The 13,477-nt window shown below is 59.7% G+C and carries 11 protein-coding genes; 8 read left to right on the top strand and 3 right to left on the bottom strand.

The genetic code is table 11. The features are described 5' to 3' along the window. Positions 1-7: 7 nt before the first annotated feature. From BM152_RS02635 to BM152_RS02650, 4 genes are all read left to right on the top strand, one after another. On the top strand, positions 8-898 hold the full coding sequence (locus BM152_RS02635) for an MBL fold metallo-hydrolase (protein WP_066606157.1): 891 nt from the start codon (positions 8-10) through the stop codon (positions 896-898). A gap of 47 nt (positions 899-945) precedes the next feature. Next, entirely contained in the window at positions 946-1,359 is a 414-nt protein-coding gene (locus BM152_RS02640) for a protein tyrosine phosphatase family protein (protein ID WP_066606160.1), read from the top strand. A gap of 86 nt (positions 1,360-1,445) precedes the next feature. After that, positions 1,446-3,122: a bifunctional protein tyrosine phosphatase family protein/NAD(P)/FAD-dependent oxidoreductase gene (locus BM152_RS02645; RefSeq protein ID WP_066606163.1), complete on the top strand. Its 1,677-nt coding sequence runs from the start codon at positions 1,446-1,448 to the stop codon at positions 3,120-3,122. Between the two features lie 70 nt (positions 3,123-3,192). Then, positions 3,193-4,989, top strand: a complete 1,797-nt coding sequence (locus BM152_RS02650) for a SulP family inorganic anion transporter (protein WP_082715420.1) — start codon at positions 3,193-3,195, stop codon at positions 4,987-4,989. Between the two features lie 60 nt (positions 4,990-5,049). Here BM152_RS02650 and BM152_RS02655 read toward each other — a convergent pair whose 3' ends face one another. Further along, positions 5,050-6,372 carry a TRAP transporter large permease gene (locus BM152_RS02655; protein WP_066606166.1) on the bottom strand — a complete coding sequence of 441 codons (1,323 nt, stop codon included), beginning with the start codon at positions 6,370-6,372 and terminating at the stop codon, positions 5,050-5,052. Further along, positions 6,369-6,908 carry a TRAP transporter small permease gene (locus BM152_RS02660; RefSeq protein WP_158527937.1) on the bottom strand — a complete coding sequence of 180 codons (540 nt, stop codon included), beginning with the start codon at positions 6,906-6,908 and terminating at the stop codon, positions 6,369-6,371. Before BM152_RS02660 ends, BM152_RS02655 begins: the two co-directional genes overlap by 4 nt. Positions 6,909-7,175: 267 nt before the next feature. On the opposite strand from BM152_RS02660, the gene mgrA reads away from it, so the two are divergent. After that, positions 7,176-8,216 (top strand): L-glyceraldehyde 3-phosphate reductase, encoded by a 1,041-nt coding sequence (mgrA, locus tag BM152_RS02665; RefSeq protein WP_066606171.1) that lies wholly within the window; start codon positions 7,176-7,178, stop codon positions 8,214-8,216. A gap of 69 nt (positions 8,217-8,285) precedes the next feature. Beyond that, complete coding sequence (locus tag BM152_RS02670; protein WP_066606173.1) at positions 8,286-9,128, top strand: TolB family protein; 843 nt, start codon at positions 8,286-8,288, stop codon at positions 9,126-9,128. Between the two features lie 37 nt (positions 9,129-9,165). On the opposite strand, the gene BM152_RS02675 is transcribed toward BM152_RS02670, so the two are convergent. Continuing rightward, the gene (locus tag BM152_RS02675) at positions 9,166-10,680 is read right to left on the bottom strand and encodes a CRTAC1 family protein (protein ID WP_066606175.1); all 1,515 of its coding nucleotides are present in this window, start codon (positions 10,678-10,680) and stop codon (positions 9,166-9,168) included. 232 nt (positions 10,681-10,912) lie between these two features. Here BM152_RS02675 and xylB point away from each other — a divergent pair, with 232 nt between their 5' ends. Beyond that, positions 10,913-12,352, top strand: a complete 1,440-nt coding sequence (gene xylB, locus BM152_RS02680; protein WP_066606177.1) for a xylulokinase — start codon at positions 10,913-10,915, stop codon at positions 12,350-12,352. A gap of 136 nt (positions 12,353-12,488) precedes the next feature. Continuing rightward, entirely contained in the window at positions 12,489-13,469 is a 981-nt protein-coding gene (locus BM152_RS02685) for an NAD(P)-dependent oxidoreductase (RefSeq protein WP_066606180.1), read from the top strand. Positions 13,470-13,477 lie beyond the last annotated feature (8 nt).

The following is a 13,477-nucleotide window of genomic DNA, read 5'->3' on the forward strand; positions in this document are numbered from 1 at the left end:
ACTAATCATGGCTTCGAACTACCCTGTCGATATGTCGGTCAAACCCGATGTGAAAGCCTTTTTCGATCCGGCGACATGGACGATTTCATATGTGGTCAAAGACCCGTCCTCCAACGCCTGTGCGGTGGTCGATAGCGTCATGGATATCGACTATGCCGCTGGCCGGATCACCTATGACTCCGCCGATAAGATCATCAAATATATCGAGGACGAGGGGCTCAAGCTCGAATGGCTGATCGAGACCCATGTCCACGCCGACCACCTCTCCGCCGCCCCCTATATTCAGGACAAGCTCGGCGGCAAGATCGGCATTGGCGAGAATATCGTCATCGTGCAGGACACATTCGGCAAGGTCTTTAACGAAGGCACGGAATTCCAGCGGGACGGTTCGCAATTCGACCGCCTGTTCAAGGATGGCGACACCTATGCCGTGGGCGAGATGACCTGTTTCGCCATGCATACACCGGGTCACACACCGGCCTGTATGGTGCATACGATGGGGGATGCGACCTTCACCGGTGACACGTTGTTCATGCCTGATGGCGGTTCGGCGCGGGCCGATTTCCCGGGCGGGGATGCGGCCACGCTCTATGATTCGATCCAGAAAGTGCTGGCGCTGCCCGACGAGATGCGCCTGTTCATGTGCCACGACTACGGCCCCAACGGACGTGACATCCAATGGGAAACCACTGTGGGTGCTGAAAAAGAGCATAATATCCATGTGGGCGGCGGACGCACCAAAGAGGAATTCGTCAAATTCCGCGAGGAACGTGATGCGCAACTGGCCATGCCGCGTCTGATTATTCCCTCTTTGCAGGTGAATATGCGTGCCGGAGAATTGCCGCCTGCGGATGAAGACGGTAAGACTTTTCTGAAAGTTCCGGTGAACGGCCTTTAATCGCGTCTTCTGACGCGTGGGGCCACACCCACGCACAGGAGACAGACATGGACTTCAACAAGATCAACGACCAGATCACCGTCAGCAGCCAGATCACCCCCGAAGAGGTCACGATCCTCAAGGAAAAGGGCTTCAAGACAGTGATCTGCAACCGTCCGGACATGGAGGTTGAGGGGGATTTGGGCTCGGAAGCCATGGAGAAAGCGGCCAAGGAGGCAGGGCTGGGCTTTGTCTACCTGCCGGTCACTCCCGGTCAATTCCCCGAAGAGCTGATCGCGGAAACGGCCCGCGTCCTGAGCGAGGAAGACGGGCCGTTCTACGCCTATTGCCGCTCCGGCACCCGTTCGACGACGGTGTGGGCGCTGGCACAAGCCGGCCGGATGGACGCCGACGAGATCATCTCGCAGGCGGCAGGTGCCGGTTATGACATGCAAGGGCTCAAGCCCTATCTGGCAGGCTAACGCATTTCCATTCGTGCGTCGCCGCCGGTTATGATTTCGGGACGACTGCCAAACGGCAAAGCGTCCCTCATAAAGGAGACGCGCGTATGGATATCAAAAAGATCACGGACGGCCTGTCTGTGTCGGGGCAGGTCCAGCTCGACGACATGGAAAAGCTCAAGCGTCGCGGCTTTCGCGCGGTGGTGTGCAACCGCCCCGACGGCGAAGCGCCCGACCAGCCGACCCATGAGGAGATCGCCAAGGCCGCACAGGCTGCGGGGCTTGAATTTCTCTATCTTCCCGTGACCCCCGGTATGGTGACCGAAGAGACGGCAGATGCCTTTCGCACGGCGCTGACCGAATTGCCGGGGCCGGTGTTCGGCTATTGCCGCACAGGCACGCGCACCACAACGCTTTGGTCTCTGGCGATGGCCAAGGACAAATCCGTGGTCGATATTCTCGCCGCGACCAAGGCGGCGGGCTATGACATGACCGGCGTGGCGCGCCGGATCGCCAATGGCGGTGTGACCCCCACAGACAGCGTCGAAGATGCCAAGCATGAGGTGGTGATCATTGGCGGCGGCGCGGCGGGTGTAGCCGTGGCGGCCTCGCTCAAGGCGCGCAAGGCCGATCTCGACATTGCGATCATTGATCCGGCGGATATTCACTATTACCAGCCCGGCTGGACCATGGTTGGCGCGGGTGTGTTCGAGCCTTCGACTACAGCCAAAACTATGGGATCGCTGATCCCGCGCGGGGTGCATTGGCTCAAATCTGCCGTGGCGGCTTTCGAGCCGCAGAACAACGCGGTGATCCTCGATGGTTGCCGCGTGGTGAAATACGACCGGTTGATCGTCTGTCCGGGGCTGAAGCTCGATTGGGACAAGATTGACGGTTTGGTGGAGACGCTGGGCAAGAATGGCGTGACCTCGAACTACCGCTATGATCTGGCGCCTTACACTTGGGAACTGGTCAAGGGGTTGAAGGGGGGCAGGGCCATCTTCACCCAGCCACCCATGCCGATCAAATGCGCCGGTGCGCCGCAAAAGGCGATGTATCTCTCGGCCAATGAATGGGAGACGCGCGGGGTTCTCGACCAGGTCGATATCCAGTTCATGAACGCGGGCGGGGTGCTCTTTGGCGTCAAGGATTATGTGCCCGCGCTGGAAAGCTATGTGGAGCGCTACGGCGCGCATCTGAATTTTTTCTACAATCTGAAAGCCATCGACGGACCGGCGAAGAAAGCCACTTTTGCCATATCGATTCCCGACGAAGAGCCGACAGAAGTCATACTCGATTTTGACATGATCCATGTGGTGCCGCCGCAAAGCGCGCCGGACTTTATCAAGGTCTCGCCTCTGGCCGATGAACAGGGCTGGGTCGACGTAGACCAGATCACTCTACGCCACAAAAGCTTCGACAATATCTGGTCGCTGGGCGATGTGATGAACGCGCCCAACGCCAAGACCGCCGCCGCCGCAAGGATGCAGGCGCCGATTGTGGCCGAAAACCTCATTGCCGACATCGAAGGCAAGGGACCGCAGGCGGGCTATAACGGCTATGGCTCCTGTCCGCTGACGGTGGAAAAAGGCAAGATCGTTCTGGCCGAGTTCGGCTATGGCGGTGTGCTGTTGCCCTCGTTCCCGAAATGGCTTCTGGATGGCACCAAGCCGACGCGTAAGGCATGGATTTTGAAGGAACAAATCCTGCCGCCGATCTATTGGAAAGCCATGCTTCGCGGCAAGGAATGGATGGCAAAACCCGAAAAAGTCTCTGCCAAATAAAGGGGTGTGGCGGCGGCGCTGAGCAAGTGCGCTGCCCCATTGCCTGACTTCATAGAAAGGACCGAGGCCTGTGTCGTTGAATGTGTCGTTCAATCCGCGTCTCTTGAAACGCTATCTCCCCATTCTCGATTGGGGGTCGAAATACAATCGCCAAGCCTTCGCCAATGACGGGATCGCGGCGATCATCGTGACGATCATGCTGATCCCGCAATCTCTGGCCTATGCGCTTTTGGCGGGGCTGCCTCCGGAGGCGGGGCTCTATGCCTCTATCGTGCCGATCATGCTCTACACAGTCTTCGGCACGTCTCGCGCGCTGGCCGTCGGTCCGGTGGCCGTGGTCTCTCTGATGACCGCCGCAGCGGTGGGGCAGGTGGCCGACCAGGGCACGGCAGGCTATGCCACCGCCGCGCTCACGCTGGCCTTTCTGTCAGGGGCGATGCTCATGGCGCTGGGGCTGTTCCGGCTCGGGTTTCTGGCGAATTTCCTATCGCATCCGGTGATCGCGGGCTTCATAACCGCCTCGGGTATTCTGATCGCGGCAAGCCAGCTCAAACATATTCTCGGCATTGATGCGGGCGGGCATACGCTCGTGCATCTGATCGAGAGCCTGTGGGTGCATCTGGGCCAGATAAACTGGATCACTTTGGTGATCGGTGTCTCGGCCACAGCGTTTCTGTTCTGGGTGCGTAAGGGATTGAAACCGCTTCTGAAAAAAGCCGGTTTGGGGCCACGTCTGGCGGATGTTGTGACCAAGGCGGGGCCTGTGGCTGCGGTGGTTGTGACCACGCTGGTGACAGGGGTGTTCCACCTCGACGGCCAAGGGGTGAAGATCGTCGGCGCGGTGCCACAAAGCCTGCCGCCATTCACATGGCCGGTCAGTTCGCTGGCGCTGATGCAGCAGCTTTTCGTGCCCGCGCTTTTGATCTCCATCATCGGCTTTGTGGAATCCATCTCCGTTGCGCAAACACTGGCGGCCAAGAAACGCCAGCGGGTCAATCCGGATCAGGAATTGATCGGTCTGGGCGCGGCCAATATCGGGGCGGCTTTCACCGGTGGTTTCCCCGTCACGGGCGGTTTTTCACGCTCTGTCGTGAATTTCGACGCGGGCGCCGAAACCCCCGCTGCGGGGGCGTTCACAGCGCTGGGGCTTGGCATTGCCGCACTGTTCCTGACGCCTCTGATCTACTTCCTGCCCAAGGCCACACTGGCCGCGACGATCATCGTGGCTGTGCTCTCTCTGGTGGATTTCAAAATCCTCAAAACCACATGGGACTACTCCAAGGCCGATTTCACCGCCGTTCTTGCCACCATCATTCTGACGCTGCTCTCGGGCGTCGAGGTGGGGGTTTCGGCTGGGGTGATCCTCTCCATCGCCCTGCATCTCTACAAGACCTCCAAGCCCCATATCGCCGAGGTGGGCCTCGTGCCGGGGACACAGCATTTCCGCAACGTCCTGCGCCATGAGGTACGCACGACACCGGAGCTTGTGACGATCCGTGTCGACGAGAGCCTCTATTTTGCCAATGCACGGTTTCTGGAGGATTACATCCTTGATCGCGTAGCCGAGGATCAGGCGATCAAACACGTGGTGCTGATGTGCCCTGCGGTGAACGAGATCGACACATCGGCGCTTGAGGCGCTCGAAGAGATCAACCGGAGGCTGGCGGATAACGGTATTCTGCTGCATCTCTCGGAGGTCAAAGGTCCGGTGATGGACCGTTTGCAAAAATCGCATTTTCTGCATGATCTGTCGGGACAGGTGTTCTTGCACCAGTTCGCCGCGATGAAGGCGCTGGGGGATGTGACCGATGAGGGCCACACGACACCGCCCGAAAATCCGCCCACATCACCGGAGGAGGCCGCATAAACGTGGTTTGAGATTGGTGAATTTGAAACGCGTCCTTCTGGAAACGGAAGGGCGCTTTTTTCAGAAGATGACCCGCACAAGCCCCAGCGTTAGCACCGGAAAAGCCACGAGAAATGCCACACGGATCAGGTCGGTCAGAACAAAGGGCAAGGTGCCTTTTAAGGTTTCCGAGATCGGCACATCCGTGTCCAATGCGTTGATGATAAAGAGGTTCATCCCGACAGGTGGTGTGATAAGTCCGACCTCCACGACGATCAGCACGATGATCCCGAACCACAAGCCAAACTCGTCGGGTGACAGGCCAAAATCCAGCCCCGCCATGATCGGGTAGAGGATCGGGATGGTGAGAAAGATCATCGACAGGCTGTCCATGACGCAGCCAAAGGCCAGATACATCAAAAGCACGGCGAGCAGGATCAGCCACGGCGAGAGGGTCAGCCCTTCGGCCCAGCCCGCCGCCGCCATCGGCAGACCGGAGAGGGCGAGGAAGTTGTTGAAGATTTTCGCTCCGATCAGGATGATGAAAATCATGCCCGTCGATGCCGCCGTGTCCAGAATCGCCTCACCTGCTCTGCGCCACGTCAGCCCGCCTGTCACCAGTGCCACCACGCCTGTGCCCGCCGCGCCCAATGCGGCGGCTTCGGTGGGGGTGAATATGCCAAGGTAAATGCCGCCGACAACGGCAGTGAAAATGGCGAGAACCGGCCAGACCTTGACGAGTGCAGTGAGGCGTTCGGACCACGCGGCCCTGTCGCGCCCGCCGCAACTCTCGGGGTGCAGGCGCACATAGATCGAGATGCAAAGCATATAGCCAAGGGCCGCGAGAAGGCCGGGAACAAAGGCCGCGACAAAGAGCTTGGCGATGTTTTCCTCTGCCAGCATGGCGTAGATCACAAGGATCACCGAGGGCGGGATCAAGATGCCCAAAGTGCCGCCCGCCGCCAGTGCGCCCGTGGCGAGGCGTCCCGAGTAGCCGTAGCGTTTGAGTTCCGGCAGGGCGGTCTTGCCCATCGTGGCCGCCGTGGCCAGTGACGAGCCGCAAATCGCACCAAACCCCGCGCAGGCTCCCACCGCAGCCATAGCAACCCCGCCTTTGCGGTGACCGATCCATGTCTCTGCGGCTTTGAACAGCGCCGCCGACATGCCGCCCAAAGTGGCGAAATGGCCCATCAGCAAAAACAGCGGGATAATCGAGAAACTGTAGGAGGAGAAATCGCCATAGGTCAGATGCTTGAGCTGGCTGAGCATCATGATCGCGTTGCCGTTCAAAAGATAGGCCCCGCCAAAACCGACAATCCCCATAGCCACGCCGATCGGCACGCGCAGAAAGATCAGCAAAAGCAGGACCGGAAAGGACCAAAGCCCGATTTCAAAGCGGCTCATGCTGTGTCTCCCGATTGGAGGACTACTCTTGTCGCGCGCAACACACAAAACAGTGCCACGAGTACCGCCACGCACATGGCAATCATCGCGGTGGCATAACCCCAGAGCAGCGGGATTTGCAGGATAAAGGTGGTTTCGCCATAGGCGGCCTTGTCTATCATGCCAAACCAGAGCCGCCATGCCAGAAGGGCGGTGAACCCCAGCATCAACAGATCTCCGGCCAGATCGAGCCACCGGTTCACCGTGCCGCCGAAAACAGGTTTGAACAGATCAACGCGGGCATGTGCGCGCATGTATTGGGCGTAGGGCAGGCTGGTGAAAACGGCAAAGCCGATGCCCAATTCCACCAGTTCAATGTCGCCGGGCACAGGGCCGAAACCCAATCCGTCCAGCGCACGTCCCGAGACGGAGAGGCAGGTCAGAATGATCACTGCAAAAAGGCCCAACCCGCCGGTCAGCGCAGTGAGCCTTGCGAGCCCGCGAACGGCTTTTGACAGGTTGTGATACATCCGCACCTCGCAGGTTTCTTTGGCCACCTCATGACGAGGGGGTTTAGCGGAGCAAGGGCGAAGGTCAAAGAAAAATCCGGCGGAGTTTACCGGCGCTGAAAGCGGATTTGAGTATTTGGGGCACAAAGGAAACAGGAGCGCGAAATGTGAGGGCAAGGTGAAATGTGCCGGTGGCCATGGGGGCCGCACTTTCAGCACCCCCATTGCGCGGTTTTCCGAGATTGACGAAGAGGCTGCGCGGCTTCAATTCTTGGAGGCGTGTTCACGCATGCAAGCTGTGAAAGGGAGGACCTCATGAGCTATATACCCGCAGAGACCCGTTACGACACAATGGTTTACCGCAGATGCGGCAAATCCGGTATGAAACTGCCCGCGATTTCCTTGGGGCTGTGGCACAATTTCGGCCATGATACGCCGCATCAGACCAAGCGGGAGATTCTCCACACGGCTTTTGATCTGGGTATCACGCATTTCGATCTGGCCAACAACTACGGTCCGCCTCCGGGCAGTGCGGAGACTGCGTTTGGCGAGATTTTGAAAACGGATTTCAGGGGCTATCGTGACGAGATGATTATCTCGTCCAAGGCGGGCTATGACATGTGGCCGGGACCGTATGGTGAATGGGGATCGCGCAAATATGTCATGGCCTCTTGTGACCAGTCTCTGAAACGTCTGGGCGTTGATTATGTCGATATTTTCTATTCGCACCGTTTTGACCCGGAGACGCCTCTGGAAGAGACCATGGGTGCGCTGGACAGTATCGTGCGGCAGGGCAAGGCGCTTTATGTCGGGATTTCGTCCTACAATGCCGAGCGCACGCGCGAGGCGGTGGCCATTCTTGAGGAACTGGGCACGCCCTGTCTGATCCACCAGCCCAGCTATAACATGCTCAACCGTTGGGTGGAGCGCGATGGGCTCAAGGAGACGTTGCAAGAGTTGGGCGTCGGGTCGATCGCTTTCACGCCCTTGGCGCAAGGCATGCTGACGGGTAAATATCTCAAGGGCATTCCTGAAGGGTCGCGGGCGACACAGGGGAAATCTCTTGATCCGCATGTTCTGTCCGACCGTGCAATTGCCTCGCTCAACAGGCTCAATGACATCGCCGCCGCGCGCGGGCAGAACCTTGCGCAAATGGCGATTGCATGGGTGTTGCGCAATGGCGGGATCACCTCTGCACTGATCGGAGCGTCGAAACCATCGCAGGTTGTGGATTGTGTCGGCGCCATCGGGAACCTTGCGTTCACAGCCGAAGAACTTGCCGCCATTGATGCTGCGGTCGAGGTGGACAACATCAACCTCTGGGCGCAGTCTTCCGAAGGCCACGGAGAAGGTTGAGGTTTCAGCCATTGGCGCGGGGCGCGGCACGGTATAGGCTTGTCGGAAACAGGTTTCGGGAGGAATGCCATGTCGGGTTGGGTCTCGCGTTTGATGATTTACGATTTCGAGGAAGGGGCGGAGTTTCCCGTCCTTGAAACGGATATGGAGATCGCCGCGCCCAATTGGATGCCCGATGGCTCTGCGCTGATCGTCAATGGCGGGGGTAGCCTGTTCTGGGTTGATCTGGAGCAGCCGGAACTGTTGGAAATCGACACTGGACTTTGCATCAATCTGAACAATGACCACGGGGTGTCTCCCGATGGAGAGGTGCTGTATTTCAGCGATCATTCTTATGGTCACGGCGCGCGTATCTGGCGGCAATCCTTGGCCACAGAGGATGATCCCGTGGAGATCGTGGGCAAGACGCCCGCGTGGTTTCACGGGGCTTCGCCGGACGGGCGGATGATTTGCTACACGGCGGTGCGCGAAGGGCTTTTCGGCATCTACACAGCGCTCTCGGATGGCACGCAGGAGACCTGTGTGATCGAGGGGGCGCATCACTACGACGGGCCGGATTTCTCCGTCGATGGTGAATGGGTCTGGTTCAACTCGGACCGGACAGGGGCCTCGGAACTCTGGCGGGTGCGTCTCGACGGGTCCGGTCTGGAACGGATGACAGAGGATGCTTTGGTGAACTGGTTTCCACATCCCGCGCCTTTAGTGGCGGAGGGGGAGAAAGTGGTTTATCTTGCCTATCCCGAGGGCACTGTGGGCCATCCTGCGGGGATGCATGTGGCCTTGCGGCTCTGGGAGGCGACGACCGGTTCGACGCGCACCTTGGTGACACTCACGGGCGGGCAGGGCACGCTCAATGTGCCGTCATGGTCGCCGGACGGGCAGGCATTCGCCTATGTCGAATATGCGTCCTGATACGGTGCAGTCCGGTCTTCCAGTCGAGAAAAGGGATTTACCGCGCCAGCTCGACCCAGCGGTTGAATGAGGTCAGCTTGACCCAGTCGCTTTCCTCGCCATCAGGCCAGACCACCCTGATCTGCGCGGTTTCGGCATTGGCCAGACCGAAGTGCAACGGAACCGATTTGCCCGAGGCATGGCTACCGCCCACGGTGATCTCCTGACGTTGCAAGCCGCGGTTGGTGAGCAGTTCGACCGTGGCGCCCACGGCCCGCGGATTGAGGCCCGACTGGCGTAGGGTGACGGCCAGATATTGCCCGACATTGCGCGTGACATTCTCGTAGAGTTCCATCCCGCTTTCACGGTTCATCACCACCAGATCAAGCTTGCCATCACCATTCAGGTCCACCAGATGTCCGCCACGGGATTTCGCCATAGAGGCCACACCGGCGGCAATCGAGACCTCGCGGAACGTGCCATCGGATTTTTGTTGCAGGAGATTGTTCGGATCATGCGCCGCACTTCCCGGCATTTGTTCGACATTGCCCTTGGCGATGAACAGGTCCACGCGCGTGTCATTGTCTACATCCCCCCAATCCGCCGCCCAGCCCGTCGAAGGCCGACCGTCATCCCCCAGATGCGGACGGTGAGCATAGGTGCCGGTTTCGTAGGGCGCGGGGCTGTAGCTTCCGTCCTCATGGCCCAGTCGCAAAAGCTGATCGCCCATCGAGGTCAGAATCACATCCGGCACGGCATCGCCATTCACATCCCGCTCCGCGATCCCCTTGCCCCAGATCGACAGCGGTTCCCAGCCGTCCTGCGCCCCGAGAAAGCGGTTGTCTTGCAGATCATAAAGCTGCTCGTAGCCGTCTTTTATGTAGGAGTATCGGTCATTGGAGAGTCGCAGGCTTTGCTTGCCGCGCGCGCCTTTGGAGATCAGCGCCGAGAGCGTGCAGAACCCCGGCTCCAGCAGGGTCTTCGCATAGCCACTCTCCACAGGCCGGTGCAGCTCGTTGGCATTGCAGAACGGCCCGTCAGGATCGTCGCGATTGACGTAATTGCCGAAAAACAGTGTCGGACGGTCGGCATCACCTTCCCAACCTGCGGCAAAGGCTGTGGTCCAGCGGTTGCCGCCGTCAAAACCCCATGCCTCATTGGCGCGTTCAAAAGCGCAATCACCCAGTCCACGCAGTAACAGGTTTTCGCCGACCCGCAGCACTGCCAGATCGGTCACGCCATCGCTGTCAATGTCGAGCGGGTAAGTCCCAGTGACGCCGGTGATCTCCATGATCTCGCCCGCTTCGAAACGCAGGGCCTCGCCTTGAAACGAGCGGTTCAGCATCAACTGCGCGGGGTTTTCTCCGCCAGCTGCGAAAATCTCGGGCATCCCGTCGCTGTTGCAATCGAAGACGGCCAGACCGCCGCCCACAAAATGCTCCCATCCGCCGCCATAGACATGGGGAGGCAGGGCGTCTGACCGGTTCTGGAACTGCGGTATGGTTTGGGCCAGAAGTGGCAAGGGAGTGGCTGTTATCAGGCCAAAGGCAAAAACCAGTAATCGGTGGGGCATCCCACAAAAATCTCCGTCTCAAAATCAAACGCCAAGGCCTTCGCTGCGCACAACCTCAGCATAGAGCAGGTCGTAGCGCAAGCGGTCACCGGAGAGAAGGGTCAATGCAGGGCCGTCATAAAGGCCCGCCTGCGGTTTGTATGATCATCATGGGGAATAGCCTCCGCAAGCCTATTGATCTGAACTTCAGGTCGGGCGCATAACTGTCGTGCCCATAACAAATGGAATTCACATGTATATCGGACTTGATCTCGGGACTTCCGGTCTCAAAGCCATTTTGATCGACGCGGATCAGAAGGTTGTGGCGGAGGCGAATGCCGCGCTGACGAATGAACGCCCGCAGGATGGCTGGTCGGAACAGGACCCGCAAAGCTGGCTGGATGCATGTGAGGCGGTTCTGGCCGCCCTCGGGGCGCAAGCGGACCTGTCCGGCGTGGCAGGCATCGGTCTGTCCGGCCAGATGCATGGCGCGACGCTTCTGGATGCTTCGGACAAGGTGCTCCGCCCCTGTATCCTGTGGAATGACACCCGCTCTCATGCGGAGGCAGCGGGGCTTGATGCCGACCCGAAATTCCGCGAGATCACCGGCAATATCGTCTTTCCGGGATTTACCGCGCCGAAACTTCTTTGGATGAAAAACAATGAACCCGAGATCTTCAAAAAGACCTCCAAGGTTCTGTTGCCAAAGGATTATCTGCGTCTGTTTCTGACGGGTGACTATGTGGGTGATATGTCCGACAGCGCTGGCACCGCTTGGTTCGACACGGGCAAACGCGATTGGTCCGATGCGCTTTTGGCGGCGACCGATATGGATCGCAGCTTCATGCCGCGTCTGGTGGAAGGTTCCGAAGTCTCCGGCCAGTTGCGCCCTGATCTGGCCTCGAAATGGGGGCTTCCGGCCTCCTGTGTCGTTGCGGGGGGCGGCGGTGACAATGCGGCCTCGGCCATCGGGGTTGGTGTGGTCAAAGCCGGTCAGGCCTTTGTGAGCCTTGGCACCTCCGGCGTGCTGTTTGCGGCTAATGACGGCTATCACCCCGATGCGGAGACGGCGGTGCATACGTTTTGTCACGCCTTGCCGGAGACTTGGCATCAGATGGGGGTGATCCTTGCAGCGACAGATGCGCTCAACTGGTATGGGCGCTTTGTCGGGCAGGAGGCGGCGCAACTGACCTCGGCGCTTGGCGCCGTTGAGGCGCCGGGCAAAACGCAATTTCTGCCCTATCTGGGCGGGGAGCGCACCCCTTTGAACGATGCGGGTATTCGTGGGGCTTTCACGGGATTGGAACATGCCACAGATACGGCGGCGGGCACGCGCGCGGTGCTTGAAGGTGTGAGTTTTGCGATCAAGGATTGTGCTCAGGCTTTGGCAGCCACGGGCACCAAAATTGAACGACTCTTGGCTGTGGGTGGCGGTAGCCGGTCGCAGTATTGGTGCGAAGTGATTGCAACGGCTTTGGGCGTGCCTGTGGACCTTCCCGTTGCGGGAGATTTCGGCGGTGCTTTTGGTGCGGCACGTCTTGGCATGATGGCGGCGACAGGCGGCGGGGCAGAGATCGCCTCCGCCCCCGAGATCAAAACCACTATTGCGCCGAACACCGCATTGACCTCGGCCTTTGAGGACGGGTTCGCGCGGTTCAAAGCGGCGCAAAGCGCGATCAAAACCTTGCGGTGAGCGATTTTAAAGGGTTTCACAGTGGGCTGACAGCGCGGCAGTGATCTGCAACGGTGTTTTGACAGGTGCGTGGTGTCGGGCTTGTCATTCGCGCGCCAATCGGTGACTCTGGGGAAAAGACAAAAGAGGCCGCGCGATGAAATTCTTTCCCATGTTCCTGCGTATGAGCGGGCGCGATGTTGTGATTCTCGGCGGCGGCGAAACAGCGGCGCAAAAGGCGCGTTTGATGCTGAAGACCGAAGCGAGGATCGTGCTTGTCGCGCCGGAGCTTGACGTGGAACTGGCCGCTCTGGTGGCCGAAGGTCGCGCCGAGCATCACGCGGGAGAGATCGACGAGTCGCTTTTTGCCAATGCCGCGCTGGTGTTTGTCTGCACCGAAGACGAGGTGCGGGATGCGGAGCTGGCTGAGGTGGTGCGTGCCGCAGGGGCCTTGGTCAATGTGGTGGACCGGCCCGATTTGTGCGAGGCCAACACGCCCTCTATCGTGGACCGTGACCCGCTCGTGGTGGCCATTGGCACGGAAGGGGCGGCGCCTGTGCTTGCCCGTCAGATCAAGACACGAATGGAAAGCCTGCTGGAGCCGCGTCTGGGCGAGCTTGTGGCCTTGGGCGGGCGCTTGCGTGATACCGTGGCCGAAGAGATGCCGCGTGAGAAACGGCGGGCCTTCTGGCGCTGGGTCTATCAAGGCAGTCCACGCCAGTCCTTTGCCCGCGGAGCCGAGCGCGAGGCGGCGGAAAAGATCAAGGCTGCGATGGCTGCCGGTGGTGCGCCGGAGGACACGGGGCAGGGTTCTGTGGCGCTTTTGCCTGTTGGCAGCGTCGAGCCCGACCTGATGACCTTGCGTGCGGTGCAGCGGATGCAGGAGGCCGATCTGGTGATTTGCGCCGAGCCGGAATTTGCGCCCATGCTGGAACTGGCCCGCCGCGATGCCGAGCGGGTGATCGTGGGGCAGAGCTATGGCACGGAAGACTGGCTTTTGTCGGATCAGCGCAAGGCGATCATGTCGAAATATGAGGCCGGTGGGCGCGTTGTCTGGCTGGTGAGCCGCAGGGATGCGGAGCGGGCAGCACTTGGTCTGCCCGAGGATTTGGAGCGCGTTCCGGCGGTCAGGGTATAGGAGATGGA

Origin of the sequence: Celeribacter halophilus (genome assembly GCF_900114135.1) — a bacterium.
In the GTDB taxonomy this organism is placed as follows: Bacteria; Pseudomonadota; Alphaproteobacteria; order Rhodobacterales; family Rhodobacteraceae; genus Celeribacter; species Celeribacter halophilus.